General features: G+C 60.8%; 23 protein-coding genes. 11 read left to right on the top strand and 12 right to left on the bottom strand.

Translation table 11 applies throughout. From position 1 onward, the window contains the following. Window positions 1–266: 266 nt before the first annotated feature. The 3 genes from ACIQY3_RS04790 to ACIQY3_RS04780 all read right to left on the bottom strand — a co-directional run bounded on the left by ACIQY3_RS04790 (window position 267) and on the right by ACIQY3_RS04780 (window position 2376). The gene (locus ACIQY3_RS04790) at window positions 267–884 is read right to left on the bottom strand and encodes a TPM domain-containing protein (RefSeq protein ID WP_403017771.1); all 618 of its coding nucleotides are present in this window, start codon (window positions 882–884) and stop codon (window positions 267–269) included. 28 nt (window positions 885–912) lie between these two features. After that, window positions 913–1671, bottom strand: a complete 759-nt coding sequence (locus tag ACIQY3_RS04785) for a TPM domain-containing protein (RefSeq protein WP_403017770.1) — start codon at window positions 1669–1671, stop codon at window positions 913–915. Window positions 1672–1767: 96 nt separating this feature from the next. Continuing rightward, complete coding sequence (locus ACIQY3_RS04780; protein ID WP_054046835.1) at window positions 1768–2376, bottom strand: LemA family protein; 609 nt, start codon at window positions 2374–2376, stop codon at window positions 1768–1770. Between the two features lie 248 nt (window positions 2377–2624). Between ACIQY3_RS04780 and bglX the strand changes: the two genes are divergently transcribed. Then, a complete protein-coding gene (gene bglX / locus ACIQY3_RS04775; RefSeq protein ID WP_403017768.1) occupies window positions 2625–4916 on the top strand; it encodes a beta-glucosidase BglX in 2292 nt (763 codons plus the stop codon). 418 nt (window positions 4917–5334) lie between these two features. On the opposite strand, the gene ACIQY3_RS04770 is transcribed toward bglX, so the two are convergent. The 5 genes from ACIQY3_RS04770 to ACIQY3_RS04750 form a co-directional block, all read right to left on the bottom strand. Beyond that, window positions 5335–6492 carry a phosphatidylserine/phosphatidylglycerophosphate/cardiolipin synthase family protein gene (locus tag ACIQY3_RS04770; protein ID WP_403017767.1) on the bottom strand — a complete coding sequence of 386 codons (1158 nt, stop codon included), beginning with the start codon at window positions 6490–6492 and terminating at the stop codon, window positions 5335–5337. A gap of 1 nt (window position 6493) precedes the next feature. Then, the gene (locus tag ACIQY3_RS04765; protein WP_403017766.1) at window positions 6494–7084 is read right to left on the bottom strand and encodes a YceI family protein; all 591 of its coding nucleotides are present in this window, start codon (window positions 7082–7084) and stop codon (window positions 6494–6496) included. 254 nt (window positions 7085–7338) lie between these two features. Next, the gene (locus tag ACIQY3_RS04760; RefSeq protein WP_403017765.1) at window positions 7339–7662 is read right to left on the bottom strand and encodes an amidase; all 324 of its coding nucleotides are present in this window, start codon (window positions 7660–7662) and stop codon (window positions 7339–7341) included. Further along, a complete protein-coding gene (locus ACIQY3_RS04755; protein WP_403017764.1) occupies window positions 7659–8753 on the bottom strand; it encodes a serine hydrolase domain-containing protein in 1095 nt (364 codons plus the stop codon). The genes ACIQY3_RS04760 and ACIQY3_RS04755 overlap by 4 nt, the downstream gene beginning before the upstream one ends. A 184-nt stretch (window positions 8754–8937) precedes the next feature. Beyond that, window positions 8938–9825 (bottom strand): acyl-CoA dehydrogenase, encoded by an 888-nt coding sequence (locus ACIQY3_RS04750; protein ID WP_403017763.1) that lies wholly within the window; start codon window positions 9823–9825, stop codon window positions 8938–8940. 154 nt (window positions 9826–9979) lie between these two features. On the opposite strand from ACIQY3_RS04750, the gene olsB reads away from it, so the two are divergent. Next, a complete protein-coding gene (gene olsB / locus ACIQY3_RS04745; RefSeq protein WP_054046852.1) occupies window positions 9980–10735 on the top strand; it encodes an L-ornithine N(alpha)-acyltransferase in 756 nt (251 codons plus the stop codon). Then, window positions 10735–11526, top strand: coding sequence for a lysophospholipid acyltransferase family protein (locus ACIQY3_RS04740; protein WP_403017762.1), 792 nt, complete (start codon window positions 10735–10737; stop codon window positions 11524–11526). The genes olsB and ACIQY3_RS04740 overlap by 1 nt, the downstream gene beginning before the upstream one ends. Before the next feature lie 86 nt (window positions 11527–11612). Here the strand turns inward: ACIQY3_RS04740 and ACIQY3_RS04735 are convergent, their stop codons facing one another. Continuing rightward, window positions 11613–12212, bottom strand: a complete 600-nt coding sequence (locus tag ACIQY3_RS04735) for an ACP phosphodiesterase (protein WP_403017761.1) — start codon at window positions 12210–12212, stop codon at window positions 11613–11615. 168 nt (window positions 12213–12380) lie between these two features. Between ACIQY3_RS04735 and ACIQY3_RS04730 the strand changes: the two genes are divergently transcribed. Genes ACIQY3_RS04730 through ACIQY3_RS04720 form a run of 3 tightly spaced genes read left to right on the top strand, consistent with a single transcriptional unit; the run spans window position 12381 to window position 14945 of the window. Continuing rightward, window positions 12381–12701, top strand: coding sequence for a helix-turn-helix transcriptional regulator (locus ACIQY3_RS04730; protein ID WP_054046859.1), 321 nt, complete (start codon window positions 12381–12383; stop codon window positions 12699–12701). Between the two features lie 2 nt (window positions 12702–12703). Next, complete coding sequence (locus ACIQY3_RS04725; RefSeq protein WP_403017760.1) at window positions 12704–13873, top strand: MFS transporter; 1170 nt, start codon at window positions 12704–12706, stop codon at window positions 13871–13873. A 22-nt stretch (window positions 13874–13895) separates the two neighbouring features. Then, complete coding sequence (locus tag ACIQY3_RS04720) at window positions 13896–14945, top strand: alkene reductase (protein WP_403017759.1); 1050 nt, start codon at window positions 13896–13898, stop codon at window positions 14943–14945. A gap of 250 nt (window positions 14946–15195) precedes the next feature. Here ACIQY3_RS04720 and emhR read toward each other — a convergent pair whose 3' ends face one another. Next, window positions 15196–15828 (bottom strand): efflux system transcriptional repressor EmhR, encoded by a 633-nt coding sequence (gene emhR / locus ACIQY3_RS04715; protein ID WP_403017758.1) that lies wholly within the window; start codon window positions 15826–15828, stop codon window positions 15196–15198. 264 nt (window positions 15829–16092) lie between these two features. On the opposite strand from emhR, the gene emhA reads away from it, so the two are divergent. From emhA to ACIQY3_RS04690, 5 genes are all read left to right on the top strand, one after another. Beyond that, on the top strand, window positions 16093–17250 hold the full coding sequence (gene emhA, locus ACIQY3_RS04710; protein WP_213937408.1) for an efflux RND transporter periplasmic adaptor subunit: 1158 nt from the start codon (window positions 16093–16095) through the stop codon (window positions 17248–17250). A 3-nt stretch (window positions 17251–17253) separates the two neighbouring features. After that, complete coding sequence (gene emhB, locus ACIQY3_RS04705; RefSeq protein WP_403017757.1) at window positions 17254–20403, top strand: efflux RND transporter permease subunit EmhB; 3150 nt, start codon at window positions 17254–17256, stop codon at window positions 20401–20403. Further along, entirely contained in the window at window positions 20400–21860 is a 1461-nt protein-coding gene (gene emhC / locus ACIQY3_RS04700; protein ID WP_403017756.1) for an efflux RND transporter outer membrane subunit EmhC, read from the top strand. Before emhB ends, emhC begins: the two co-directional genes overlap by 4 nt. 432 nt (window positions 21861–22292) lie before the next feature. Continuing rightward, window positions 22293–23552, top strand: coding sequence for an OprD family porin (locus tag ACIQY3_RS04695; protein ID WP_403017755.1), 1260 nt, complete (start codon window positions 22293–22295; stop codon window positions 23550–23552). Window positions 23553–23836: 284 nt separating this feature from the next. Further along, window positions 23837–24652: a methyltransferase domain-containing protein gene (locus ACIQY3_RS04690; RefSeq protein WP_403017754.1), complete on the top strand. Its 816-nt coding sequence runs from the start codon at window positions 23837–23839 to the stop codon at window positions 24650–24652. Window positions 24653–24802: 150 nt separating this feature from the next. Here the strand turns inward: ACIQY3_RS04690 and pcaC are convergent, their stop codons facing one another. Continuing rightward, entirely contained in the window at window positions 24803–25195 is a 393-nt protein-coding gene (gene pcaC, locus ACIQY3_RS04685) for a 4-carboxymuconolactone decarboxylase (RefSeq protein ID WP_010462533.1), read from the bottom strand. A gap of 10 nt (window positions 25196–25205) precedes the next feature. Continuing rightward, window positions 25206–25997 carry a 3-oxoadipate enol-lactonase gene (pcaD, locus tag ACIQY3_RS04680; RefSeq protein WP_403017753.1) on the bottom strand — a complete coding sequence of 264 codons (792 nt, stop codon included), beginning with the start codon at window positions 25995–25997 and terminating at the stop codon, window positions 25206–25208. Window positions 25998–26005: the final 8 nt, after the last annotated feature.

Here is a 26005-nt window from a genome sequence, read left to right as displayed (position 1 = left end):
AGGGAGCCGATCGGGGGCTTTTCAAATCCTGAGTTCGACACCGGTTTTTCAGGTCGATGTAGCTCGAAAGAACAAATCGGTCGGCCCCCTCTCCTCAGAGGGGAGAGGGGGAAAGGGAGCCGATCGGGGGCTTTTCAAATCCTGAGTTCGACACCGGTTTTTCAGGTCGATGCAGCTCGAAAGAACAAATCGGTCGGCCCCCTCTCCCCTCTGGGGAGAGGGCTGGGGTGAGGGGTGGTTCTAAAGCAGAACGAAAAAATCCGCCCCTACCCCAACACCACCAACCGATTCGGCAATTCATTCCTCACCTGCGTCACCGGCACATGCACCTTGAGCAATTCGCCGCACGCTTCGATGCAGGTCACAAACCCTTGCAACGTCTGCCCCTGTTTCACCTGTTGGGTGAACGCCGCGACGATCGCGTCCCAGCTCTTGTTATCCAGTCGCTTGGAAATACCTTCGTCCACCAGGATTTCCACGTAACGCTCGGCTTCGCAGACAAAAATCAGCATCCCGGTACCACCGACGGTGTGATGCAGGTTCTGCTCCAGAAACTGTCGGCGCGCCAGGTTCGACGCACGCCAGTGGCGAACCCGACGCGGAATCAGGTGGGTGGTGACTTTGGGAATGCGAAACACCAGGCACAGCACGATAAAACTGGCCCATTGCACCAGCAACAGGCTGTGCATGGTCAGCGCACCAGTCAGGTAATGCACGACACCCGGCACCACCAGCGCCAGCAAACTGGCCCACAGCAACGGGATGTACGCGTAGTCATCGGCGCGGGCCGCGAGCACGGTGACCAGCTCGGCGTCGGTTTCGCGCTCGACCCGGGCGATCGCCTCGGCGACTTTGCGTTGTTCGTGTTCAGTCAGTAATGCCATGGTTAAAAATGCTCGTTCATTATTATTCTCACCAGCCGCCCGACGAACCGCCGCCCCCAAAACTGCCCCCGCCGCCGCTGAAGCCCCCACCGCCTCCACCGCCGCCGCCGAAACCTCCACCGCCGAAACCGCCGCTCGAACCACCGGAGCCACCCCGGCCGGCCGGCAGGATACCCAGCATTTGCAGGACGAAAATAGTCAGGATGAACAACATGACCAAAAAGATGAACACGCCGGGATGCCGCGAAACGAAATCGCTGTCCTCATCACCTCGCGGCTCATAGACAGTCGATGGCTCGTCCAGCGAACTGCCGCCCAACACCACCAGCATCGCCGCGACGCCATCGCTGATACCCTTGCTGAAATTGCCGGTCTTGAATGCCGGGGTGATCACCTGGTTGATGATCACCGAACTCTGGGCGTCGGTCAGGCGATCTTCCAGGCCGTAACCGACTTCGATGCGCAGCTTGCGCTCATCCCGAGCGACGATCAGCAGCGCGCCGTTGTTCTTGTCCTTCTGGCCGATGCCCCAGGCGCGACCAAGTTGATAACCGAAATCGGCGATGTCGGTGCCCTGCAAATCGGGCAGCGTCACCACCACCAATTGCTCGCCGGTCGCGGTTTCGTGGGCCTGGAGTTGCTGGGTCAACTGCTCGCGCACCGCTGGCTCGATCATCTGCGCGTTGTCCACCACCCGCCCGGTCAGCGGCGGGAACTTCAACTCGGCCTGGGCCGTGATCGCAACCACCCAGAGCAACAGCACCAGGCCCATCTTCAACACGCGCATTGGCAACCTCATCCGTGTACCGCCATCAACACCTCCCGTAGGAGCTGCCGAAGGCTGCTCCTATGGGGTTACTCGTCCGCCATTAAGCGGCGTCGATCAGAACTTCACTTGCGGCGCTTTTTCAGCATCCGGGCTGGTCGCCTCAAAGGTTTCGCGGATCGGCAAATCGCTGTACATCACGCTGTGCCACAGGCGACCGGGGAAGGTGCGGATTTCGGTGTTGTACTTCTGCACCGCGAGGATAAAGTCCCGGCGGGCCACGGCGATGCGGTTTTCGGTGCCTTCAAGTTGCGATTGCAGCGCCAGGAAGTTCTGGTTGGCCTTGAGGTCCGGGTAGCGTTCGGACACCACCATCAAACGGCTCAGGGCACCGGTCAGCTGATCCTGGGCTTGCTGGAACTGCTTGAGTTTTTCCGGATTGTCCAACGTATTGGCATCGACCTGGATCGACGTTGCCTTGGCCCGGGCTTCGATCACGGCGGTCAGGGTGTCTTCTTCGTGCTTGGCATAGCCCTTGACCGTTTCCACCAGATTGGGAATCAGGTCGGCGCGGCGCTGGTACTGGTTCTGCACCTGGCCCCAGGCGGCTTTGGCTTGTTCATCCAGGGTCGGGATGTTGTTGATGCCGCAGCCGGCCAGCAGCGTGGTCAGCAGCATCAGCGCTGCAACTTGCAGGCTCGAACGATAGTTGAGTCGAACATTCATGTAGGTGATGCTCCCGTGCACATTCCGTTGAAAAACAACCTGCGGCCTTCAAACCCGGCGGATGAGGCATAATCTGCCGCCACCACTGGATTGCATCGGGCCAATGGGCTAAAAGATGCCCTGCGCGAAAAAGAGTTCAGAAGTGTGCTGCATTTTCCTGAACAACGCCCGAACAACAATAGTCGCTCCCTAAATTTTGGCTGACCGGCGCGTATCCACTGCCGTTTAGGCCTTTGAGAAAACTATTCATGAAGAAGCTGTGTTTGCTGGGCCTGTTCGTCAGTCTGGCCAGTCATAACGTACTGGCCGCCACGACCCCCGCACCCCTGGAGAACAAGGACGCCTTCATCAGCAACCTGATGAAGCAAATGACCCTCGATGAAAAAATCGGCCAGTTGCGCCTGATCAGCATCGGCCCGGAAATGCCTCGGGAGCTGATCCGCAAGGAAATCGCCGCTGGCAACATCGGGGGCACGTTCAACTCGATCACCCGCCCGGAAAACCGTCCGATGCAGGACGCGGCCATGCGCAGCCGGTTGAAGATCCCGATGTTCTTCGCCTACGACGTGATCCACGGCCACCGCACCATTTTCCCGATCCCGATTGCCCTGGCGTCGAGCTGGGACATGGACGCCATCGGACGCTCCGGGCGCATCGCCGCCAAGGAAGCCGCGGCGGACAGCCTCGACATCACCTTCGCGCCGATGGTCGATATCTCCCGCGACCCGCGCTGGGGCAGGACTTCCGAAGGTTTCGGTGAAGACACCTACCTCGTCTCGCGCATTGCGGGCGTGATGGTCAAGGCCTTCCAGGGCCAGGGCGCCAATGCGGCCGACAGCATCATGGCCAGCGTCAAGCACTTCGCCTTGTACGGCGCGGTCGAAGGCGGTCGCGACTACAACGTGGTCGACATGAGCCCGGTCAAGATGTACCAGGACTACCTGCCACCCTACCGCGCCGCGATTGATGCCGGCGCTGGCGGGGTGATGGTTGCGCTGAACTCGATCAACGGCGTGCCGGCCACCGCCAACACCTGGCTGATGAACGACCTGTTGCGCAAGGAATGGGGCTTCAAGGGCCTGGCGGTCAGTGACCACGGGGCGATTTTCGAGCTGATCAAGCACGGCGTCGCGGCGGACGGTCGTGAAGCGGCGAAGCTGGCGATCAAGGCCGGCATCGACATGAGCATGAACGACACCCTCTACGGCAAAGAGCTGCCGGGGCTGTTGAAGTCGGGCGACATCGACCAGAAGGACATCGACAACGCCGTGCGTGAGGTGCTGGCAGCCAAGTACGACATGGGCCTGTTCAAGGACCCGTACCTGCGTATCGGCAAGGCCGAGGATGACCCGGCCGATACGTATGCCGAAAACCGCCTCCACCGTCCGGAAGCTCGCGACGTGGCGCGCCGCAGCCTGGTGTTGCTGAAAAACCAGAACGACACCCTGCCCCTGAAGAAAACCGCGAAAATCGCCTTGGTCGGTCCATTGGCCAAAGCGCCGATCGACATGATGGGCAGCTGGGCCGCCGCCGGTAAGCCGGCGCAATCGGTGACCCTGTTCGACGGCATGAACGCCGCCGTGGCCGACAAAGCCACGCTGATCTACGCCCGTGGCGCCAACATCACCAGCGACAAGAAGGTCCTCGATTACCTCAACTTCCTCAACTTCGATGCCCCGGAAGTGGTGGATGATCCGCGCTCGGCCCAAGTGCTGATCGACGAAGCGGTGAAAGCCGCCAAGGATGCTGACGTGGTGGTAGCAGCGGTGGGCGAATCCCGTGGCATGTCCCACGAATCGTCGAGCCGTACCGACCTGAACATCCCGGCCAACCAGCGCGAGCTGATCAAGGCCCTGAAAGCCACCGGCAAACCGCTGGTGCTGGTGTTGATGAACGGCCGTCCGCTGTCGATTCTCGAAGAGAAAGAGCAGGCTGACGCGATTCTGGAAACCTGGTTCAGCGGCACCGAAGGTGGCAACGCCATCGCCGACGTGCTGTTCGGCGACTACAACCCGTCGGGCAAACTGCCGATCACCTTCCCGCGTTCGGTGGGCCAGATTCCGACCTACTACAACCACCTGAGCATTGGCCGGCCGTTCACGCCGGGCAAACCGGGCAACTACACCTCGCAGTATTTCGATGACACCACCGGGCCGCTGTTCCCGTTCGGTTTCGGCTTGAGCTACACCACGTTCAGCGTGGACGACATGGCGCTGTCGTCGACCACCTTGAACAAGACCGGCAAACTCGACGCCAGCGTGATGGTGAAAAACACCGGCCAGCGCGACGGCGAAACCGTGGTGCAGCTGTACATCCAGGACGTGACCGGCTCGATGATCCGCCCGGTCAAGGAACTGAAGAACTTCCAGAAAGTCATGCTCAAGGCCGGCGAACAGAAAGTCGTGCACTTCACCATTACCGAGGACGACCTGAAGTTCTTCAACGCCCAACTCAAGTACGGCGCGGAACCAGGCAAGTTCAACGTGCAGATCGGCCTGGACTCCCAGGACGTGACGCAGCAGAGCTTTGAACTGCTGTAATTATCCAAACGCCACAAAACCTGTGGGAGCGAGCTTGCTCGCGAAAGAGGCCTGTCATTCAAAGTATTTATTGAATGTTAAGCCGCCTTCGCGAGCAGGCTCGCTCCCACAGTTGTTTCGGGTAGCGATCAAATTCTGCGCCCGACGCCAATCCCCCTGTAGGAGCGAAGCTTGCTCGCGAAGAGGCCGTCACATTCAGCATCTCTGTTGACTGTCAGGCCGCTTTCGCGAGCAAGCCCGCTCCCACAGTTGTTTTGAGTTGAAATCAAATTCTGTGCCCGACGCCAATCCCCTGTGGGAGCGGGCTTGCTCGCGAAAGCGGTGTGTCAGTCGACATCAATTTTGAATGACACACCGTCTTCGCGAGCAAGTCGAATCGTCGCACCGCCGCTCCCACATTGGCATGGGGTGTTAGCGATTAGCCGCGTCGATCCAGCAGGTTCACCACCAGCCGATCCACCCATCCCCAAATCCTTTGCTTTACCCGCCGCCACAGCGGTCGGCGTTGCCACGCCTCCAGGCTGACTTCCTGGCTAAGCGCAAAGTCCTTCTCGAAACTCGTTACCACCGCCGCCGTCAATCCGGGGTCCAGCGCTTCGAGGTTGGCTTCCAGGTTGAAGCGCAGGTTCCAGTGGTCGAAGTTGCACGAACCAATGCTGACCCAGTCGTCCACCAGCACCATTTTCAGGTGCAGGAAACACGGCTGGTATTCGAAGATTTTCACCCCGGCCTTGAGCAGCCGCGGGTAGTAGCGATGCCCGGCGTAGCGCACTGACGGGTGATCGGTGCGCGGTCCGGTCAGCAGCAGGCGCACGTCGATGCCCCGCGCGGCAGCCTTGCGCAATGAGCGGCGGACTTTCCAGGTCGGCAGGAAATACGGCGTGGCCAGCCAGATACGTTTCTGGCCGCTGTTCAACGCGCGGAACAGCGACTGCAGGATGTCCCGGTGCTGGCGGGCGTCGGCATAAGCGACCCGGCCCATGCCCTCGCCCATGGACGGCACTCGAGGCAAACGCGGCAGGCCGAAGTGCGATGCGGGTTTCCAGGCGCGGCGATGGCGGTTGGCGATCCATTGGCGGTCGAACAGTAACTGCCAGTCGAGCACCAGCGGCCCGCTGATTTCCACCATCACTTCGTGCCATTCGCTGGTGTCTTCGCCCGGCGTCCAGAATTCGTCGGTGACACCGGTGCCACCGACCACCGCCAGGTTCTGATCCACCAACAACAGCTTGCGGTGATCGCGATAAAAATTGCCGACCCAACGCCGCCAGCTCAGGCGATTGTAGAAACGCAGCTCAACCCCCGCCGCCATCAAACGTTGGCGCAGATTCAGCGTAAACGCCAGGCTGCCATAGTCATCGAACAGGCAACGCACCCGCACGCCGCGCTCGGCGGCTTGCACCAGCGCCTGGACCATCGCCTCGGCGCAGGCCCCCGCCTCCACCAGATACAGCTCCAGTTCGACCTGTTCTTCGGCGCGGGCAATCGCCACCAACATGCGCGGAAAGAACTGCGGACCGTCGATCAGCAACTCGAAATGGTTGCCTTCACGCCACGGAAATACGGCACCGGCCATGTCAGCGGGCCGTGAAAATCAGCACCGCACTCACCGGCACCGACAGACTGATGGCCGACAAACCGGCGACTTTACGCAAACCTTCCAGCCCCGGGGCCAGGTCGAAATCTTCAGCGTTGATCACCAGCGGCTCCAGGGTCACCACTTGAAAGCGCCGGTCATCGAGCCGGGTCGCCAACAGTTCGGCGGTGTATTCGTGTTGTTTGCCGTGAAGGTTGACGGTCAGCGGCAAACGCAATTCCAGCTGCGCGCCCGGTGCCAGATCGTTGATCGGGCGCAGGTCGATCTGCGCGGTGATCAGCGCTTCGGGGAAAGTCTGGATCTCGAACAGGTCCTTGCGCATCCGCTCGTCACGCAGCGGGATGCCGCTGTTCACCGAGTCCATCTCGACTTCCACGCGCGCCAGGCCCGTCGGCTCGACCTTGCCGTGCAGCACCAGAAAGCGCTGCACCTCGGACATATTGGCGTTTTTAGTGCTGATGAACGACAGCCGCGAAGACTCGCCGTCCAGGTACCAATCGGCCTGGGCCGACAGCGAGGCCCCGGCCAGCAGCAGGAAGGCGAGGGTTTTGCAAAGGGAGCGGTTGAACATAGACACTCGGGGGGCAGATAAACCTGAGCGAACCTTAACCGGGCGGAGACGGGTTGCAAACCATCAGTCACTGACACCCTGCTTTTTGTGGCGAGGGGGCTTGCCCCCGCTCGGCTGCGCAGCAGTCGCAAAACCTGTATACGCGATCTATCTGGAAGAAATCATTGTCCGTTTTTTGGGAGCGCTTCGCGCTCCAACGGGGGCAAGCCCCCTCGCCACAGCAAGCCCCCTCGCCACAAAAAGCATCATTGCCATCAGGGTTGCAGGCGGCAGCCCTGGCGCTCGCCGATCCACTGCGCGCTATTGCTGCGCCCCATGCCGCTGACCGTCACGCGTTTGGTCGCTTCATCATCGGTAAACCCGCTGAAGGGCAACCACTGCTTCACGTAGCCACGGCAGTACCCGGCGTCATTGTTCATCACGTAACGACACGAGCAATATTCCTTGGCGGTGTAGGCGCTGATGATGTCCGGAAACGCCCATAGCGCCACTCGCTCCTGCCAGATCCAGCCGAACAGCAAAATCAGCAGCAACAGGAAAACGCTGGTAAAGGGACGGCGGCGAATAAAGCGGCTCATGGCTGCCCCTTCCCGGCAAACGCCTTCAGCGCAAGCTTGAGCAATTCGTTGTGCCGGTAGCTGCCGTCGCGATCATCGCCATAGCGGACGATCACCAGATGCTCACTGGGAATCACATACAGCGCCTGACCCCAATGCCCCAACGCAGCGAAAGTATCGGCTGGAGCATCGGGCCAAGGTTGCTCCGCGCCATCCACCGCGCGATTGAGCCACCACTGGCCGCCGGGCACCGCCTCGTCCTGATGGGCGCGATAACCGGCAAACGGTTCGCGATTGAACGCGACCCAATCCTTGGGCAGCAATTGCCGATCACCCCAACGTCCATCGCGGGCCATCAACAAACCGACACGCGCCAGATCCCGAGCAGTGAGGTAGGCGTAGGACGAGGCGACGAATGTACCCGTCGCGTCGGTTTCCCAAACGGCATGGCGAATCCCCAAGGGTTCGAACAACGCCGTCCACGGATAATCCGGATAACGGCTCGGGCCGACGATGTTTTTCAGCGCCGCCGAGAGCAGGTTGCTGTCGCCGCTGGAATAGCGGAACGCCTGGCCCGGCGCTGCATATTCATCGTGCCCGGCGGTGAACGCCGCCATGTTCGAATGCCCACGGGTGTAGAGCATCGCCACCACCGAGGATTTCAGCGGTGCGTATTCGTAGTCTTCCTGCCAGTCCAGCCCGGACGCCCAGTGCAGCAGGTCGGCCAGGGTGATCGTCGGGTGATTTTCCAGCGCTGGGTAAAACTTCACCGCCGGGTCCTGCAACGAGAACAAGCCTTCGCCATACGCCACGCCGAGCACCGCCGCCATCAGGCTTTTGCTGATGGACCAGGTCAAGTGCGGGGTGTCGGCGGTGGTCGCGCCGGCGTAGCGTTCGTAGATCAGTTGCCCGTCGCGGATCACCAGCAAGGCGTCGGTGCGGATGCCGGTTCGCGTGGCGTCATCGCGGGTCGGGAAGGCGTAGGTTTCCAGGGCATCAAGGGCCGGGCCGGTCATTTCCGGGCCTTGCGACCATTGTTCGGCGGGCCAGTTTTCGGCGTGGGCCGTCAGGCTGAGCAGGAGTGTGAAAAGAAGGGACACGCCTTTGAACATGGTGGGTGCTCGGGGGGAAGGGCCTGCTGAGACTAGTTGAGGTTGGTTACAGTTTTGGCATTTTCAGTGTTTATGAGGCCGCTTTCGCGAGCAAGCCCGCTCCCACAGGGGATCTTCAGTGATCACAATATTTGTGTGCAATGGAGATCCCCTGTGGGAGCGGGCTTGCTCGCGAAGAGGCCAGTCAATCCAGCGAAGATCCCGCCAACGCCTTGGCCAGCCGCTTCCCCCGCGCCCCCGCCGCCAGATCCATCACCGCTTGATCCCGCTGCCACATCGCCGCCCACAACGGCGGCCCACCCGCCAACGCCTGATCCACCTCAGCCTTGAGCCCATCGAACTGCGCAAACAACCCTCCGAGCACCACATGCCCGGCCGCACTACTTGGCGCCTGGCGACTGGCCTCAGCACACCCGGCCAACAGCGCCAGCAAGCGCAGTTGCAGAGTTTGCGGCCAGTCACTGTCCTGACCGACGCCATACAACCACGCCGTCATGGCGCTCAGCACATAGATGTCTTCCAGGGTGCGGAACGGCTTGACGTAAGCATCCCAGCCATCCCCCGCCAGTAATTCGCAAAAAGCATTGTCGAGAAACACCCGACCATGGCTGATGTCCGGCATCAACGGGATGGCCGGAAGTTTTTCCAGGCGCACGCCCGGTTCGCCGGGATACACCACCGCCAGGCTCAGTCGCGGCTTTTCACCGGGCTCCTCGCTGCGGGCGGCAATCAGCAGCCAGTCGGCCGCATCGCCAGCGGTGACGAAATCCTTGCGCCCATTCAGCCGCAGGTCCTTGAGCCGGGTCTGCATGTCCGCCGGACGCAGGCTGCGTTGTTCGGTCGCGCACAGGGCGCCGAGGCTCTGCGGTGCGCTCGGCCAGAGCACGCGCAACGCCGCTTGATAACCCACCAGAAACGCCAGCCCCGGCGTCGCCATCAAGCGTGCGCCGGCCACCGCCAGTTCGAACGGCGTGACCGTGCCCAACTGATGCAACAAGGTCGCGAAGCCTTCGCCCAAGTCAGCGTTGGCGGGCAGGCGTTCGCGGCGATTGAGCAGGGTTTGCCAGGGCATAAGAGGCTCCTTGTGGGCTGTCATATAAGCATCACCAAAGCTTCATGGCGATGACACCGGGGCTACATAGCCTGACTTTGCACAACACGGCTGCATAAAGAAAGTCGATCGGCTGCAACCCACGACGGGTGCCCGGCCCGTACGGAGATTCGCAATGACTCAGATCGCCCGCATCAGCGACACCGGCAATGAACGCCGCCTGCAAGCCGAACGCCTGATCGGCAGCGAGGCCTTGCAAGAAGCCCAGGCCTTGCGCTTCAACGTGTTCAGCGGCGAATTCAACGCCAAGCTGAAAGGCGCGGAACGCGGTCTGGACATGGATGACTATGATGTTCACTGCGCCCACATCGGCGTGCGTGACTTGAACACCGGCCGTTTGGTGGCGACCACCCGTTTGCTCGACCACACCGCCGCCAGCAGCCTTGGCAAGTTCTACAGCGAAGAAGAATTCAGCCTCCACGGCCTGGTTTCTCTGAAAGGCCCGATCCTGGAAATCGGTCGCACCTGCGTCGACCCGGCCTACCGCAACGGCGGCACCATCGCCGTGCTCTGGGGTGAATTGGCCGAAGTCCTCAACCAGGGCGGCTACAGCTATTTGATGGGCTGCGCGAGCATCCCGATGCAGGACGGCGGGATTCAGGCCCACGCGATCATGCAGCGCCTGCGCGAACGTTACCTGTGCACCGAGCACCTGCGGGCAGAGCCGAAAAAGCCGCTGCCGACCCTGGATATTCCCTCGAACGTGATCGCGGAAATGCCGCCACTGCTCAAGGCTTACATGCGCCTGGGCGCGAAGATCTGCGGCGAGCCGTGCTGGGACGAAGACTTCCAGGTCGCCGACGTGTTCATCCTGCTCAAGCGCGACGAACTCTGCCCGCGTTATGCCAAACACTTCAAGGCGGCCATGTAATGAGTCGTCTTCGGGTGTACGCGCGAATTGCGCGAGTGCTTTTCGTGGTCGCGTTGGGGTTGACCATGGCCAGTGTGTTCGGCTTGTTCGAACGCGCGGGAATTGCTCATTCGATGGTTCGGCGTCAGCGCTGGTCACGGTTTTTCATGGCGCGGTTGAGCAACGCCCTACCCTTTCGCGTAACGGTTCACGGTGAGCTACCGAAGACGCCGATGCTGTGGGTCAGCAATCACGTGTCCTGGACCGACATTCCGCTGCTGGGCATGATCACGCCGCTGTCGTTCCTGTCCAAGGCCGAAGTGCGCACCTGGCCGGTGGCCGGCTGGTTGGCGGCCAAGGCTGGCAGCCTGTTTATCCGCCGGGGTTCGGGCGACAGCCAGTTGATCCGCAAACAGATGACCCATCACTTGGAACAACAACATCCGCTGCTGATGTTCCCGGAAGGCACCACCACCGATGGCCGCTCGCTGCGTACCTTCCACGGTCGTCTACTGTCAGCGGCGATTGATGCGGAAGTGGCGATGCAGCCGGTGGCGATTCGTTATTTGCGTGACGGGGAAATCGATGCGCTGGCGCCGTTCATTGGCGACGATGATCTGCTCTCGCACCTGATGCGGTTGTTCGCCAATGATCGGGGGGATGTGGAGATTCATCTGCTCAAGCCGATTGCGTGCGAAGGTCGCGAGCGTGCGGCGCTGGCATTCGAGGCGCAGCAGGCGGTGCAGAAGGCGTTGTTTGGGGCGATCCCGGAAAAACAGCAAATCCCGATGCGTCCCGCGATTGCAGCTTGATCCTGATCTCCCTGACAAAACAATATCCCCTGTGGGAGCGGGCTTGCTCGCGAATGCGATGTGTCAGTCGACAGCAATGTTGAATGTCAGTCCGCTTTCGCGAGCAAGCCCGCTCCCACATGGGTTTGTGCAAACTGTTGCAACTGCGGATAGAACAACCTGAAATCCTCGCTCAACGGCTCATACAACCCCCGCAATTCCTGCATCGCCCCGGCCAGTTCCTCAGGCTTGCTCAAGCGCCGGGAAATCCCCCGCAGCACCTGCGCCAGCACTTCGAAATCCTCATAAGAGCCCAACCAGTCATTCGCCACCATGTGCGGTGCAATTTGCGCCAGGCGTTCCGGCAGTTGCGGCTCGCTGGACAGCACCCGGTACACATCCGACGTAAACAGTGCCAGCGGCTGGTCGGCGTAAAGCGTCCAGTCCCGAGCCAGGCAATGATCGAAAAACACGTCGAGGACGATCCCGGCATAACGCCGACGGGTGACGGAAAACCGCGACAAGGCGATGTCCACCAACGGATGGCGATCGGTAAACACGTCGATGCTGCGATGCAGCTGGATGGCGGCTTCGATCTCCGGGTCGAACTGCCCTTGCAGCCGCCCTTTGACGAAATCGCCGTAGAGGCTGCCGAGCAATTGACCGGGGCGCTGGCCACCGAGATGCAGATGTGCGAGATAATTCATGGGCGCAGCTTAGCACTGCGCATTCGTATCGACATCCAACGTATCGTTATAACCCGATATACCGATTTATGCGGTCGTCAGACCAAAATCATATTGGTATATCGGGATATAGCGATTTAAAGTTCGCCCCATCGCGATATAGCGTTTTACTCATCACGAGCCCACACCATGACCCTAGACCTCGACGAAATAATAAAAGCCCTGGCACACCCAGTACGCCGAGACATTCTCATCTGGCTGAAAGACCCCAAGGTCCAGTTCCCGGAACAGATCCACAACCACGAGTACGGCATTTGCGCCGGGCAGATCGATCAACGCTGCGGCCTGTCGCAATCGACCGTGTCCGCGCATTTGGCCACGTTGCAACGTGCGGGTCTGATCAGCAGCCAGAAAGCCGGTCAATGGCACTTCTTCAAACGCAACGAGGACGTGATCCAGGCGGCCCTCGACGCCATCGTCAAAGAGCTCAGCGCTCCGACAAGGAATTAACAATGCCCCTCTCGCTACTCATTCTGGCCCTGAGCGCCTTCGCCATCGGCACCACCGAGTTCGTCATCATGGGCCTGCTGCCCGATGTGGCGGCTGACCTGGATGTATCGATCCCGGGTGCCGGCTGGCTGGTGACCGGTTACGCCCTGGGCGTGGCCATCGGTGCGCCGTTCATGGCTCTGGCCACCGCCCGCTTGCCGCGCAAAGCCGCACTGGTAGCGTTGATGGGGATTTTCATCATCGGCAACCTGCTGTGTGCCCTGGCCAGCGACTACAACGTGCTGATGTTTGCCCGTGTGGTCACCGCCCTGTGCCACGGTGCGTTCTTCGGTATCGGTTCGGTGGTGGCGGCTGGCCTGGTGCCGGCCAACAAACGTGCTTCGGCCGTGGCTTTGATGTTCACCGGTCTGACCCTGGCCAACGTCCTCGGCGTACCGCTCGGCACCGCGCTCGGTCAGCAAGCCGGCTGGCGTTCGACTTTCTGGGCGGTGACTGTGATCGGCGTGATTGCACTGATCGGCCTGATCCGCTTCCTCCCCGCCAAGCGCGATGAAGAAAAACTCGACATGCGCGCTGAACTGCGTGCCCTCAAAGGCGCCGGGATCTGGCTGTCGCTGAGCATGACCGCGTTGTTCGCCGCGTCAGTCTTCACCCTGTTCACCTATGTGGCACCGCTGTTGGGCGAAATCACCGGCGTCTCGCCACGCGGCGTGACCTGGACCCTGATGCTCATCGGCCTGGGCCTGACCGTCGGTAACATCATCGGCGGCAAGCTCGCGGACAAAGGCATGGCGGCGACGCTGATCGGTGTGTTCATCACCATGGCCGTGGTGTCCACCGTGCTGACCTGGACCAGCGTTGCGCTGATCCCCACCGAAATCACCCTGTTCCTCTGGGCCACCGCATGCTTCGCCGCCGTCCCGGCCCTGCAAGTGAACGTGGTGACCTTCGGCAAAGCAGCACCGAACCTGGTGTCGACCCTGAACATCGGCGCGTTCAACGTCGGCAACGCACTCGGTGCCTGGGTCGGCGGCAGCGTCATCGCCCACGGCTTCGGCCTGACCAGCGTGCCGCTCGCGGCTGCCGCACTGGCGGTACTTGCCCTGCTGGTAACCCTCATTACTTTCCGTCAGAGCGGCGATCCCGAACTGGCCCCTGCCACTACTAATTGATCTTCAAAAGAGAGCTATTTTCATGACGACTATTTTCGATCCGATCAAACTGGGCGACCTCGAGTTGGCCAACCGCATCATCATGGCTCCGCTGACCCGCTGCCGCGCCGACGACGGCCGTGTGCCGAACGCGCTGATGGCCGAATACTACGTACAACGTGCCTCGGCCGGCCTGATCCTCAGCGAAGCCACCTCGGTCACGCCGATGGGCGTCGGTTACCCGGACACCCCGGGCATCTGGTCCAATGATCAGGTACGTGGCTGGGCCAACGTGACCAAAGCGGTCCACGCGGCCGGCGGCAAGATAGTCCTGCAACTGTGGCACGTCGGCCGGGTTTCCCACCCGTCGTACCTGAACGGCGAAGCGCCGGTTGCACCGAGCGCCATCCAGCCGAAAGGTCACGTCAGCCTGGTTCGTCCACTGGCCGACTATCCAACCCCACGTGCCCTGGAAATCGAAGAAATCGCTGACGTCGTCGACGCTTATCGCGTCGGTGCCGAAAACGCCAAAGCCGCCGGTTTTGACGGCGTGGAAATCCATGGCGCCAACGGTTACCTGCTCGACCAGTTCCTGCAAAGCAGCACCAACCAGCGCACCGACAACTACGGCGGCTCCCTGGAAAACCGTGCTCGCCTGCTGCTGGAAGTGACGGATGCCGCGATCGAAGTCTGGGGCGCCGGCCGTGTCGGTGTACACCTGGCGCCACGCGCCGACTCCCATGACATGGGCGACGACAACCTGTCCGAGACCTTCACCTACGTGGCTCGCGAACTGGGCAAGCGTGGCATCGCCTTCATCTGCTCCCGCGAGAAAGAAGCCGGCGACAGCCTGGGCCCACAATTGAAAGAAGCCTTCGGCGGCCCGTACATCGCCAACGAGCGCTTCACCAAGGACAGCGCCAACGCCTGGCTGGCTGAGGGCAAGGCTGATGCGGTTGCGTTCGGCGTGCCATTCATTGCCAACCCGGACCTGCCTGCGCGTTTGAAGGCCGACGCACCGCTTAACGAAGCGCGTCCGGAACTGTTCTATGCCAAGGGTCCGGTCGGTTATATCGACTATCCAACGCTGTAAGGATGTCCGACGGCGCAAACGCTGCGCCTGCTGTCATGAAAAAGCCCCGGTTCGAAAGAGCCGGGGCTTTTTTTCCACTTTTTTACAGGTCTTCACAGGGCGGAAACAAAATCCCTACAAAATACGTAGCTCGCTACCTATCAACCTGCTACTAGTCCGTATATAAAAGCACACCACAACGCGAAGGTGAGCCAAGCTGTTTCTGCCGCCTGGCGTGTTGACACAACCTGTTCCAATTACGCATTTTGTTTCATTTGCGCAGGCTGGGGCTCAAGCGCAGCATATCCAACCCTGTATCGACCCACCGCTCGGCTTCGGCGTGCAGCTCAAAGCTGTCCGGCGCCAGCAACCACTGGTACAGGATGCCGTCGATGTAGGCATGCAGGCTGATCGCCGCGCGGGCCGTGTCGAGATCTTCCGGCAACTGCCCCCGGTTCACGGCATTGGTCAGGGCCAGGGCAATTCTCACATTGCAGTCTAGGCTGACCGCCCGACGTTGCTGGCGCAGGTCACACATTTCATCGGTGAATTCGCACTTATGAAACAGAATTTCGTTGATGCGTCGGGTCTTCGGGTCCAGGGCAACTTGATGAAACAAATGAGTCAGCAGCTTGCGCATGCAGCCCAGCGGGTCGAGCTCGTGCTCGCTCTCACTGGCCTTGGCCATTTCATCCAGTGGCTCATGCAGGGTATCGAGCATCGCCTGCACCAAGTCCGCCTTGTTGCTGAAATGCCAGTAGATCGCCCCGCGAGTGACGCCAGCCAGGGTAGCGATGTCCGACAGCGTCGTGCGCGCCACGCCCCTTTCATAAAAGGCTTTCTCTGCCGCTTCGAGTATCTGGCTACGGGTTTCTTGAGCTTCCTCTTTGGTACGACGGACCATGGCAGTACAACCTCAATCAGGATGCTTCAGCGATGTCTGAACAACCGCTGAATAAAAGTGGGGCGAGCGCTCTTGGGAGTCGTCCCCGGCCTACAATTCAAACCTTCGAACGGCTTTTGTAACGGTATGGGTACGCAGCCAAGGTATTTACAAACAACCATGAACGAAGTATATTCCTTAGCAAGCTACTTATCCACTCAGCGCACATTTTTTACCCTTCCACATTTCTAGTGCGCATCTTGCGCGCCTGACCCGAGGATTTTCATGCAATTCAAGCCAGCTGTTACCGCTCTGGTCACCGCCGTCGCCCTCGCATCGCTGCTCAGCGGATGTAAAAAGGAAGAGGCTCCTCCTGCCCCTCCCGCCCCTCAGGTCGGCGTCGTAACCCTGCAACCTCAAGCCTTTACCCTGACATCCGAACTTCCAGGCCGTACCAGCGCGTACCGCATCGCCGAAGTCCGTCCACAGGTCAACGGCATCATTCTCAAGCGCCTGTTCAAGGAAGGCGGCGACGTCAAGGCTGGCCAGCAGCTCTATCAGATCGATCCGTCGGTCTATGAGGCCACCCTGAAAAGCGCCGAAGCCAATCTGCAACAGACCAAGTCGATCTCCGATCGCTACAAGCAACTGGTCCAGGAGCAAGCCGTCAGCCGTCAGGAATACGACACCGCCACGGCCAATCGCCTGCAATCGGAAGCGTCCCTGCAAAGCGCCCAGATCAACGTGCGCTACACCAAGGTCTACGCACCGATCACCGGTCGCATCGGCCGTTCTTCGGTGACCGAAGGCGCGCTGGTCACCAGCGGCCAGACCGACGCGATGGCCGTCATCCAGCAACTGGACCCGATCTACGTCGACGTTACCCAGTCCTCGGTCGAGCTGCTTGAACTGCGCCGCGAACTGGAAAGCGGTCGCTTGCAAAAGGCTGGCGACAACTCCGCAGCGGTCAAACTGACCCTGGAAGACGGCAGCCAGTACAAGCAGGACGGCAAACTGGAGTTCTCCGAAGTCTCGGTTGACCAGACCACCGGTTCCGTGACCCTGCGCGCCGTGTTCCCCAACCCTGATCACACCCTGCTGCCGGGCATGTTCGTGCACGCCCAGCTGCAATCCGGTGTGAACAGCGCGGCGATCCTGGCTCCGCAACAAGGTGTGACCCGCGACCTCAAAGGCACCCCGACCGCACTGGTCGTCGGTCCTGACAACAAGGTCGAGCTGCGTCAGCTCAAGGCCAGCCGTACCGTCGGTAGCCAATGGCTGATCGAAGACGGTCTGAAGGCGGGCGATCGCCTGATCACCGAAGGGCTGCAATTCGTCAAGCCTGGCATTGAAGTCAAGCCCACCGAAGCCACCAACGTTGGCGCAAAGAACCCGGCCCCCGCTCAAACAGCTGACAAGGCTTACAGCGGCAAAGGGGAGTAAACCATGTCGAAATTTTTTATCGACCGTCCGATTTTCGCCTGGGTAATTGCCCTGGTGATCATGTTGGTCGGGGCACTATCGATCCTCAAACTACCGATTAACCAGTACCCGAGCATTGCGCCACCGGCCATTGCGATCCAGGTAACCTACCCAGGCGCGTCCGCACAAACCGTGCAGGACACCGTGGTGCAGGTCATCGAGCAACAGCTCAACGGTATCGATAACCTGCGTTATGTCTCGTCGGAAAGTAACTCCGACGGCAGCATGACCATTACCGCCACCTTCGAGCAGGGCACCAACTCCGATACCGCGCAGGTTCAGGTCCAGAACAAACTGAACCTGGCCACCCCGCTGCTGCCGCAAGAAGTGCAGCAACAGGGGATCCGCGTGACCAAGGCAGTGAAAAACTTCCTGCTGGTCATCGGCGTGGTATCGCAAGACGGCAGCATGTCCAAGGACGACCTGTCCAACTACATCGTGTCGAACATGCAGGACCCGATCTCCCGGACCGCCGGTGTCGGTGACTTCCAGGTCTTCGGTGCCCAGTACGCGATGCGCATCTGGCTCGACCCGGCCAAGCTGAACAACTACAACCTGACCCCCGGCGATGTCAGTGCCGCGATCTCGGCGCAGAACGTTCAAATCTCCTCCGGTCAACTCGGTGGCTTGCCGGCCATGCCTGGCCAGCAACTGAACGCCACGATCATCGGCAAGACCCGTCTGCAAACTGCCGAGCAGTTCAAGGCGATCCTGCTGAAGGTCAACAAGGATGGTTCGCAAGTCCGTGTCGGTGATGTCGCCGATGTCGGTCTGGGTGGCGAAAACTCCAGCATCGCGGCGCAGTTCAACGGCAAACCGGCTTCCGGTCTGGCGGTGAAACTGGCCAACGGCGCCAACGCCCTCGATACCGCCAAGGCCCTGCGTAAAACCATCGACGACCTGAAGCCGTTCTTCCCGCAAGGGATGGAAGTGGTGTTCCCGTACGACACCACTCCGGTGGTGACCGAATCGATCAAGGGTGTGGTTGAAACCCTGGTCGAAGCGATCGTGCTGGTGTTCCTGGTGATGTTCCTGTTCCTGCAAAACTTCCGCGCCACCGTCATCACCACGATGACCGTGCCCGTGGTATTGCTGGGTACGTTCGGGATCCTCGCGGCCTTCGGTTTCAGCATCAACACCTTGACCATGTTCGGTATGGTGTTGGCCATCGGCTTGCTGGTGGACGATGCCATCGTCGTGGTGGAAAACGTCGAGCGGGTGATGAGCGAGGAAGGCCTGTCACCCAAGGAAGCCACCAAGAAATCCATGGGGCAGATCCAGGGCGCGCTGGTCGGTATTGCGCTGGTGCTGTCGGCGGTACTGCTGCCGATGGCGTTCTTCAGCGGTTCCACCGGTGTGATCTACAAGCAGTTCTCGATCACCATCGTCTCGGCAATGGCCTTGTCGGTAATGGTCGCCCTGATCTTCACCCCGGCGCTCTGCGCCACCATGCTCAAGGCGATTCCGAAAGGTGAGCACGGCACCCCGAAACGCGGCTTCTTTGGCTGGTTCAACCGCAACTTCGACCGTGGCGTTAGAAGCTACGAGCGCGGTGTCGGCAACATGCTCAAGCACAAGATCCCGTACCTGCTGGCTTACCTGCTGATCATCGTCGGCATGATCTGGCTGTTCACCCGCATCCCGACCGCGTTCCTGCCGGAAGAAGACCAGGGCGTACTGTTCGCCCAGGTGCAAACCCCGGCCGGTTCCAGTGCCGAACGCACCCAGGTTGTCATCGACGAGATGCGTTCCTACCTGCTGGAGAAAGAGTCCGGCGCGGTGGCCTCGGTGTTCACCGTGAACGGCTTCAACTTCGCCGGTCGCGGCCAGAGCTCCGGCCTGGCGTTCATCATGCTCAAACCATGGGGCGAGCGTAACGCTGACAACAGCGTGTTTGCCCTGGCAGGCCGTGCCCAGCAGCACTTCTTTACCTTCCGCGATGCGATGGTGTTTGCCTTCGCCCCGCCGGCGGTACTGGAGCTGGGTAACGCCACCGGTTTCGACGTGTTCCTGCAAGACCGTGCCGGTATCGGTCACGACAAGCTGATGGCTGCACGTAACCAGTTCCTCGGCATGGCGGCACAGAGCAAGGTGCTGTATCAGGTGCGTCCGAACGGCCTGAACGACGAGCCGCAATACCAGCTGGAAATCGACGACGAGAAAGCCAGCGCCCTGGGCCTGACCCTCTCCGACATCAACAGCACGCTGTCGATCTCCTTCGGTAGTAGCTACGTGAACGACTTTATCGACCGTGGTCGGGTGAAGAAGGTTTACGTACAAGGCAAGCCAGGCTCGCGGATGAGCCCGGAAGACCTGAAGAAATGGTATGTGCGCAACAGCGCGGGCACCATGGTGCCGTTCTCCGCGTTCGCCAAGGGTGAGTGGGTATACGGTTCGCCGAAACTGGCCCGTTACAACGGCGTGGAAGCGATGGAAATCCTCGGGGCTCCGGCGCCAGGCTATTCCACCGGTGAAGCCATGGCTGAAGTCGAAGCCATTGCCAAGAAACTGCCGGCGGGCGTGGGCATTTCCTGGACCGGCCTGTCCTACGAGGAACGACTGTCCGGCTCCCAGGCCCCAGCGTTGTACGCCTTGTCGCTGCTGATGGTGTTCCTGTGTCTGGCGGCCCTGTATGAAAGCTGGTCGATTCCGATCGCGGTCATGCTGGTGGTGCCGTTGGGGATCATCGGTGCGCTGATGGCTACCAGCCTGCGCGGGTTGTCCAACGACGTGTACTTCCAGGTGGGTCTGTTGACAACCATCGGTCTGGCCTCGAAAAACGCCATTCTGATCGTCGAGTTTGCCAAGGCGCTGCATGAGCAAGGCAAGTCCCTGCGCGAGGCGGCCATCGAGGCCTGCCGCATGCGTCTGCGACCGATCATCATGACGTCGCTGGCCTTCGTTCTCGGTGTGGTTCCACTGGCAATCTCCACCGGCGCCGGTTCGGGTAGCCAGCATGCGATTGGCACCGGGGTAATTGGCGGTATGATCACCGCCACGATCCTGGCGATCTTCTGGGTCCCACTGTTCTTCGTCACCGTGTCGTCCATCGGCCAGCGCAATAAAGCTGATGAGGATGACGCCAATGAAACTCCTAAAGAGGCTGGCCAATGAGCAAGTCGCTACTCTCCCTAGCTGTTGCCGCTTTCGTGCTCGGTGGCTGCTCGCTGATTCCTGACTATCAGCAGCCCGCGGCACCGGTGGCGAATCAGTTCCCGCAAGGTCCGGCGTATTCGCCGGCCCAGGCGCCGAGCCAGGCTGCGGCCGAACAGGGCTGGAAGCAGTTTTTCCATGACCCGGCATTGCAGCAGATGATCCAGGTCGCCCTGGAAAACAACCGTGACCTGCGTGTCGCGGCCCTGAACATCGACGCTTTCGCGGCGCAGTACCGCATCCAGCGCGCCGATCTGTACCCGGCCATTTCGGCCAATGGCACCGGTAGCCGCCAACGTGTTCCGGCGGATGCTTCGCAAACCGGTCAGGCGGGCATCACCAGTTCCTACTCGGCCACCGTCGGCATCAGCGCCTATGAACTCGACCTGTTCGGTCGGGTTCGCAGCCTGAGCGAAGAGGCTCTGCAGAAATACTTCGCCACCGAAGAAGCACGGCGCAGTACCCAGATCAGCCTGGTGGCCAGTGTGGCCAACGCCTACCTGACCTGGCAGGCCGACAAGGAACTGCTGAAGCTGACCCAGGACACCCTCGGCGCGTTCGAGGAGAGCTACAAGCTCACCTCGCGCAGCAACGAAGTCGGTGTCGCCTCGGCGCTGGACCTGGCGCAGTCGCGTACCTCGGTGGAAAACGCCCGGGCACAACTGGCCAAGTACACCCGTCAGGTTGCCCAGGACGAAAACAGCCTGGTGCTGCTGCTCGGCACCGGCGTCCCGGCCAACCTGCAAGCGGCCAAGCCTTTGTCTGATGACCTGCTGAGCGACGTACCACCCGGCCTGCCGTCGGACTTGCTGCAACGTCGTCCGGACATCCTCCAGGCCGAATACAACCTGAAGGCCGCCAACGCCAACATCGGCGCCGCGCGGGCTGCGTTCTTCCCGAGCATCAGTCTGACCGCCAATGCCGGCACCCTGAGCCCGGACTTGTCCGGTCTGTTCAAGGGTGGTTCGGGGACGTGGTTGTTCTCGCCACAGATCAACCTGCCGATCTTCAACGCCGGCAGCCTGCGCGCCAGCCTGGATTACTCGAAAATCCAGAAAGACATCGGCGTGGCGAACTACGAGAAGTCCATTCAAACGGCCTTCCAGGAAGTCGCCGACGGCCTGGCCGCGCGCCAGACCTACACCGAGCAGCTGCAAGCCCAGCGTGATTTCGTCGCCGCCAACCAGGACTACTACCGTCTGGCCGAGCGTCGCTACCGCATTGGTGTCGACAGCAACCTGACCTTCCTCGATGCCCAGCGTCAGCTGTTCAGTGCCCAACAGACACTGATCACCGACCGCCTGGCGCAGCTGAACAGTGCCGTGAATCTGTACAAGGCGCTGGGGGGTGGCTGGAACGAACAAACGGCGAAGAACGAGCCGTTGAAAGAAGAAGCGCCGAAGTTGAAGTTGTTCTGATAGCGCTTTGAACACAAGAAGCCCACCGATTGGTGGGCTTTTTGTTGGCTGCCAGAAAGTGTGCGTTGTCTGGTCTGGCGCCTTCGCGAGCAAGCCCGCTCCCACATTCGAATGCGTTCCTTCAGGGAGAACACGGTCACCTGTGGGAGCGGGCTTGCTCGCGAAGAGGCCAGCACATTCACCCCAAAATTCAAGCCAATCTTACGTTCGATAACCGCCCAAAACCCGCTTCCCCCAATTGAATCCCTCCGCCCATCCCCCGCACCATTCGCCCCACAAAACCAATAACAACAGGTTCGACACCATGCCCCCGCGCCCTGCCCTGTCCGGCTGATCCCGCCCGATTCCTCGACGATTTCAAACCTTGTGTCTGCACCCTCAGGTTGCGGCAGCGCCCCGTTTCACCCCTAACAATTAGAGAGACCCGAGCCCATGAAGCCTTCCACCGCGCAGTACGTGTTTCCCAGCCTTATCGCCGCCGCACTGGCCGGCAGCGCCCTGCCTGCCACCGCCGAGGAATCGGGTTTTGTCGATGGAGCCAAGGTCAACCTCAACCTGCGCAACTTCTACATCAACCGTAACTTCACCAACCCGACCAAAGCCCAGGGCAAGGCTGAAGAGTGGACACAGAACTTCATCCTCGACGCCAAGTCCGGTTTCACCCAGGGCACGGTCGGGTTCGGCATGGATGTGCTGGGGCTGTACTCGGTGAAGCTCGACGGCGGCAAGGGCACCGGCGGTACGCAGTTGTTGCCGCTGGATCACGACGGGCGCCCGGCGGATAACTTTGGCCGCACCAACGTGGCGTTCAAGGCCAAGCTGTCCCAGACCGAAGTGAAGGTCGGCGAATGGATGCCGGTGTTGCCGATCCTGCGTTCGGACGACGGCCGCTCCTTGCCGCAAACCTTCCGTGGCGGGCAGATCACCTCGAAGGAAATCGATGGCCTGACGCTCTACGGCGGCCAGTTCCGCGCCAACAGCCCACGGGACGACAGCAGCATGAGCGACATGTCGATGGTCGGCAAAGCGGCGTTCACCTCCGACCGCTTCAACTTCCAGGGCGGCGAATATGTGTTCAACGACAAGCACACCCAAATCGGCCTGTGGAACGCCGAACTCAAAGACATCTACAGCCAGCAATTCGTCAATCTGATCCACACCCAGCCTCTCGGCGACTGGACCCTGGGCGCCAACCTCGGTTTCTTCTACGGCAAGGACGACGGCAGCGCCCGGGCCGGCGAGCTGGACAACAAGACATGGTCCGGGATGTTCTCGGCCAAATACGGCGGCAACACCTTCTACGTCGGCCTGCAGAAACTCACCGGCGACAGCGCCTGGATGCGCGTAAACGGCACCAGCGGCGGCACCCTGGCCAACGACAGTTACAACAACAGCTACGACAACGCCCGGGAACGCTCCTGGCAACTGCGCCACGACTACAACTTTGTCGCCCTCGGCATCCCCGGCCTGACCTTGATGAACCGCTACATCAGCGGTGACAACGTGCACACCGGCGCCATCACCAACGGCAAGGAATGGGGCCGCGAGAGCGAACTGGGCTATACGGTGCAAAGCGGCACGCTCAAGGACTTGAACTTCAAATGGCGCAACTCGACCATGCGCCGGGACTTCAGCAATAACGAGTTCGACGAAAACCGCTTGATCGTCAGCTACCCGGTCAGCCTGCTGTAAGGCAGAACCCAATGTGGGAGCGGGCTTGCTCGCGAAGGCAGTGTGTCAGGCACATTGATGTTTAATGTGCCGCCGCTTTTGCGAGCAAGCCCGCTCCCACATTGTGTATCGGCGGCCACCCGTCAGCTCGGCTGGCACTTTGCCGCCCATCCATTACAGTAAAAAAACCTGACAGGACTCAGGTGTTGTTCAACCCTCCCCGCTTCCGTTATCTGTTGTTGTGGGTCCCAGGACTTAGCCAGGCTGTCATCGGAAGACACCGCTGATCACCAGAGGACCACCTCATGATCACTCGACCCAACCCCGCACCGGGCAATAACCGGTGGGATGCCAAGGCTTACCAGCAGTTTTCCGGCCTCAGGCAACGACCGGTCAATGAATTGCTCGACCGCGTCCAGCTCAAACACCCCAAATGCATCTATGACCTGGGCTGCGGCACCGGCATTGCTACGCAGCTACTTGCCAAACGCTGGCCCCGGGCCCGATTGATGGGCGTCGACAGCTCGGAGCAAATGCTTTCCGAAGCCCGCAACCTGCCCATCAAGGCCTTGTGGAAACACTGCGATCTGCTGGACTGGCAACCGGAACAACCGGCCGATTTACTGCTCGCTGCGGCAGTGCTGCACTTTGTCACCGGCCACGAGCAGCTGCTGCCAGGGTTGCTTGGCCAGCTAAATTCCGGTGGTTGCCTCGCCGCCCACATGCCCGACTGGCGGGATGCGTTGTGGTATCAACTGATGCTCGAAACCCTCGACAAAGGTGGTCCGGGTGGCGCGCCCTTGGGCTCACTGGAACTGCGCCAGAAAATGGCCGCGCGACCGTTACTGTCGCTGGAAGACTATTACCGATGGCTCGCGCCGATCACCCGGACACTGGACATCTGGGAAACCGAACAGCTGCAGGTGGTGGACGGCAAGTCGCCGATCTACGACTGGGTCAAGGTCTCGGCGCTACGCCCGGTGATGCAGGGGCTCAAGGAAGACGAACTGACACGCTTCATTTATCACTACCTGATGCGCGTGCATAAGCATTACCCGCCAGAGCATGACGGGCGCACGTTGTTTCCGTTCAAACGGGTTTTCATTGTCGCCACCGTCTAAAGCCACCGAAAACCTTGTGGGAGCGGGCTTGCTCGCGAAGGGGCCATGTCAGGCAACATCAATGCCGACTGACACACCGCCTTCGCGAGCAAGCCCGCTCCCACATTGAATCTGTGCATCAACACAAATCCCTGTGATTGCCCCCGACGCTTACTCCCGCGACTCAACCCCCAACTCATCCCACACCGATTCCGCCAGGTGGAACGTGGCATTCGCCGCCGGGATCCCGCAGTAGATCGCGCTTTGCATGATCACTTCCTTGATCTCGCCACGGGTCACGCCGTTGTTGGCGGCGGCGCGCAAGTGCAGCTTGAGTTCTTCGTTGCGGTTCATGCCGATCAGCATGGCGATGGTGATCAGGCTGCGGGTGTGGCGCGGCAGGCCGGGGCGGGTCCAGATGTCACCCCAGGCGTGGCGGGTGATCATTTCCTGGAACTCCGAGTTGAATTCGGTCAAGGCGTTCAGGCTGCGATCGACATGCGCATCGCCGAGCACTGCGCGACGGACTTCAAGGCCCTCGTCGTAACGTTGTTTCTCGTCCACAAACATTTCCTCAATGATTCGCCAGAAACGCCAGCACCCGCTCGCTGAACGCGGCGCCGGCCTGGACGTTGGACAGATGCGCGGCGTAGAACTCGGCGTACTCGGCGCCCGGCACGTGTTGCTGGATAAAGTGCCCACCGGACGGCGGCGTGACCGCGTCTTCGGTGCCGGCGATCACCAGCAGCGGCACCTTGATCGAGGACAACTGATCACGGAAATCGGCATCGCGCACGGCGGCGCAATTGGCTGCGTAACCTTCAGGCGAAGTGGCCGCGAGCATGTCGGTGATCTTCTTCGCCGCCGCCGGATTGGCTTCGGCAAAGTCCGGGGTAAACCAGCGCGCAATCGATGCATCACGCAAGGCCACCATCGCCGCCGGACCGTCCCGCAGCACGGTTTCGATTCGCGGATTCCACACCGACGGATCGCCGATTTTCGCCGCTGTGTTGCACACGATCAGTTTGTTCAGCCGCTCGCCGGCATTGACCCCCAACCACTGACCAATCAAGCCGCCCATGGACAAGCCGCAGAAATGCGCACGCTCGATGTGCAACGCATCCAGCAGCGCCAGCACGTCGTGGCCCAGTTGCTCGATGGTGTACGGCCCCGGCGTCACCAGCGACTGGCCGTGACCACGGGTGTCGAAACGCAGCACCCGGAAATGCTCGGTGAACGCCGCAATTTGCGCGTCCCACATGTGTAGGTCGGTGCCCAACGAGTTGGACAGCACCAGCACCGGCGCATCGTCCGGGCCATTGAGTTCGTAATGTAGTTCGCCCTCGGCGAGTTGTACGAATGCCACAGCAGTCT

It is taken from the genome of Pseudomonas sp. NPDC096950 (genome assembly GCF_044762525.1).
Taxonomy (GTDB): domain Bacteria; phylum Pseudomonadota; class Gammaproteobacteria; order Pseudomonadales; family Pseudomonadaceae; genus Aquipseudomonas.
The sequence above is the reverse complement of the archived record's forward strand: the minus strand, read 5'-3'. Positions and strand labels throughout refer to the sequence as shown.

What these genes read in the sequence shown, in the direction of transcription:
- ACIQY3_RS04770 (WP_403017767.1), bottom strand. Translation starts at nt 6,492, where the DNA reads ATGGCCGGTGCCGTATTTCCGTGGCGTGAAGGCAACCATTTCGAGTTG.
- ACIQY3_RS04760 (WP_403017765.1), bottom strand. Translation starts at nt 7,662, where the DNA reads ATGAGCCGCTTTATTCGCCGCCGTCCCTTTACCAGCGTTTTCCTGTTG.
- ACIQY3_RS04790 (WP_403017771.1), bottom strand. Translation starts at nt 884, where the DNA reads ATGGCATTACTGACTGAACACGAACAACGCAAAGTCGCCGAGGCGATC.
- ACIQY3_RS04740 (WP_403017762.1), top strand. Translation starts at nt 10,735, where the DNA reads ATGAGTCGTCTTCGGGTGTACGCGCGAATTGCGCGAGTGCTTTTCGTG.
- ACIQY3_RS04765 (WP_403017766.1), bottom strand. Translation starts at nt 7,084, where the DNA reads ATGTTCAACCGCTCCCTTTGCAAAACCCTCGCCTTCCTGCTGCTGGCC.
- ACIQY3_RS04785 (WP_403017770.1), bottom strand. Translation starts at nt 1,671, where the DNA reads ATGCGCGTGTTGAAGATGGGCCTGGTGCTGTTGCTCTGGGTGGTTGCG.
- emhC (WP_403017756.1), top strand. Translation starts at nt 20,400, where the DNA reads ATGAGCAAGTCGCTACTCTCCCTAGCTGTTGCCGCTTTCGTGCTCGGT.
- ACIQY3_RS04720 (WP_403017759.1), top strand. Translation starts at nt 13,896, where the DNA reads ATGACGACTATTTTCGATCCGATCAAACTGGGCGACCTCGAGTTGGCC.
- ACIQY3_RS04755 (WP_403017764.1), bottom strand. Translation starts at nt 8,753, where the DNA reads ATGTTCAAAGGCGTGTCCCTTCTTTTCACACTCCTGCTCAGCCTGACG.
- olsB (WP_054046852.1), top strand. Translation starts at nt 9,980, where the DNA reads ATGACTCAGATCGCCCGCATCAGCGACACCGGCAATGAACGCCGCCTG.
- ACIQY3_RS04695 (WP_403017755.1), top strand. Translation starts at nt 22,293, where the DNA reads ATGAAGCCTTCCACCGCGCAGTACGTGTTTCCCAGCCTTATCGCCGCC.
- ACIQY3_RS04780 (WP_054046835.1), bottom strand. Translation starts at nt 2,376, where the DNA reads ATGAATGTTCGACTCAACTATCGTTCGAGCCTGCAAGTTGCAGCGCTG.
- ACIQY3_RS04750 (WP_403017763.1), bottom strand. Translation starts at nt 9,825, where the DNA reads ATGCCCTGGCAAACCCTGCTCAATCGCCGCGAACGCCTGCCCGCCAAC.
- ACIQY3_RS04725 (WP_403017760.1), top strand. Translation starts at nt 12,704, where the DNA reads ATGCCCCTCTCGCTACTCATTCTGGCCCTGAGCGCCTTCGCCATCGGC.
- bglX (WP_403017768.1), top strand. Translation starts at nt 2,625, where the DNA reads ATGAAGAAGCTGTGTTTGCTGGGCCTGTTCGTCAGTCTGGCCAGTCAT.
- emhA (WP_213937408.1), top strand. Translation starts at nt 16,093, where the DNA reads ATGCAATTCAAGCCAGCTGTTACCGCTCTGGTCACCGCCGTCGCCCTC.
- emhR (WP_403017758.1), bottom strand. Translation starts at nt 15,828, where the DNA reads ATGGTCCGTCGTACCAAAGAGGAAGCTCAAGAAACCCGTAGCCAGATA.
- ACIQY3_RS04730 (WP_054046859.1), top strand. Translation starts at nt 12,381, where the DNA reads ATGACCCTAGACCTCGACGAAATAATAAAAGCCCTGGCACACCCAGTA.
- ACIQY3_RS04690 (WP_403017754.1), top strand. Translation starts at nt 23,837, where the DNA reads ATGATCACTCGACCCAACCCCGCACCGGGCAATAACCGGTGGGATGCC.
- ACIQY3_RS04735 (WP_403017761.1), bottom strand. Translation starts at nt 12,212, where the DNA reads ATGAATTATCTCGCACATCTGCATCTCGGTGGCCAGCGCCCCGGTCAA.
- emhB (WP_403017757.1), top strand. Translation starts at nt 17,254, where the DNA reads ATGTCGAAATTTTTTATCGACCGTCCGATTTTCGCCTGGGTAATTGCC.